The sequence below is a fragment of the Coprococcus intestinihominis genome (genome assembly GCF_040096555.1).
In the GTDB taxonomy this organism is placed as follows: domain Bacteria; phylum Bacillota; class Clostridia; order Lachnospirales; family Lachnospiraceae; genus Coprococcus_A; species Coprococcus_A intestinihominis.
Genome location: NZ_JBBMEK010000445.1, coordinates 1 through 1322, shown reverse-complemented (window position 1 = coordinate 1322; position 1322 = coordinate 1). Strand labels below are relative to the sequence as shown.

General features: G+C 34.2%; 3 protein-coding genes. All 3 read left to right on the top strand.

The genetic code is table 11. The annotated features are described in order from the left end of the window. The coding region (locus WMO25_RS18100; RefSeq protein ID WP_349086622.1) for a GNAT family N-acetyltransferase at positions 1-263 on the top strand (263 nt) is incomplete at its 5' end. A 259-nt stretch (positions 264-522) separates the two neighbouring features. Beyond that, positions 523-732 carry a phage regulatory CII family protein gene (locus WMO25_RS18095; protein WP_235232822.1) on the top strand — a complete coding sequence of 70 codons (210 nt, stop codon included), beginning with the start codon at positions 523-525 and terminating at the stop codon, positions 730-732. Next, the coding region (locus WMO25_RS18090; RefSeq protein ID WP_349086619.1) for a DNA cytosine methyltransferase at positions 732-1322 on the top strand (591 nt) is incomplete at its 3' end. The genes WMO25_RS18095 and WMO25_RS18090, both read left to right, overlap by 1 nt.

Sequence of the window (1322 nt, the reverse complement as noted above, 5' to 3'; positions counted from 1 at the left end):
TGTTTGCGAAAAGAGTATTAGAGCTCAGAGCAGTAGAATATTTCATGGTGAGAATTTACTCAGATAATGAGTCAAGTAAGAAACTGTTTGAGAAGCTTGGTGCAACACAAATTGGTAAAGAACCAAGTGAGTTTATGGAAGTATTGTCTCAAATGAAAAAAAAGCTAAAAGAAGAATACGAAGAATTTTTAATTCGTAATCCGGATGTTGAAAAAATTGCAAATGAGAGATACATTATGCAATACAGATACATTCCGAAGTAATATAGAGGCTGAGATCGTTTGTAGGATCTCAGCTAATGTTGTATTTGGATATAAAGAACATATATTCTGATGCGATGCATAAATAGAAAGAAGTTTACAAACTGTAAGTCCGTATCGTTTTACAATTTTCAAGTTTTCAAATTTCCTTTTTCCTTTTTGATAGACCATTATGTGAGTATGGTATATAATAATAGTGTGATGTTTAAAATTATAAGTTTAAAAAAGAAAAAAAAAGTTGATTATTGAAAGAGGTACCATTATGACAATTTCCGAACAAATACGCATCTTATGTGTGCGGCAAAGCATAAGTGTCTCAGAGTTGGCAAGAAGGATTGGGACATCTCCACAGAACTTTAATGCTAAATTAAGAAGAGAAAGTTTTACCGTGGCAGATTTGGAATTAATTGCGGAAGTTACAGGAACTGAATTTGAAAGAAAATTTATTTTAGAAAATGGAGAAAGTGTTTAATGAGTGATTTTGATATTACTAATGCAAGAAAAATGTATAAGGATAATAGAGATGTAATATCACTATTCTCTGGAGCAATGGGACTAGATATTGGAATGTCAAAAGCAGGACTCAATGTTGTCATAGGGCAGGATTTTGACGTAGATTGTGTGGAGACAATGAAGGCAAATGGACATAACGTTTTAGGCGGAGATATTAGAGAAATTAACCCAGAAACTATTCTAGAAATGACGGGGCTTCATCGAGGAGAGCCATTTATGATTTGTGGTGGTCCGCCGTGCCAGCCTTTTTCAACGGCTGGAAAACGTCTCGGAATAAATGATCCCAGGGGAAGTTTATTCATGGATTTTATAAGAATGATAGATTATATTCGCCCTAGGTTTTTTGTTATGGAAAATGTGAAGGGCATTATGTCTGCACGTTTAAAGCATGTTTCGTCAGCAGAAAAAGATGAAAAAGACCCTGAACAAAAATTAGGAACTGTACTAGAAGTAATATTGTCCGAATTTGAAAAGTTAGGATATAAAACGGTGTACGGAGTATTAGATGCTGTAAACTATGGTGTTCCACAATTTCGGGAACGATTTGTT

Bases quoted from the DNA above. Each gene is read 5' to 3' on its own strand.
- WMO25_RS18095 (WP_235232822.1), top strand. From the start codon at position 523: ATGACAATTTCCGAACAAATACGCATCTTATGTGTGCGGCAAAGCATA.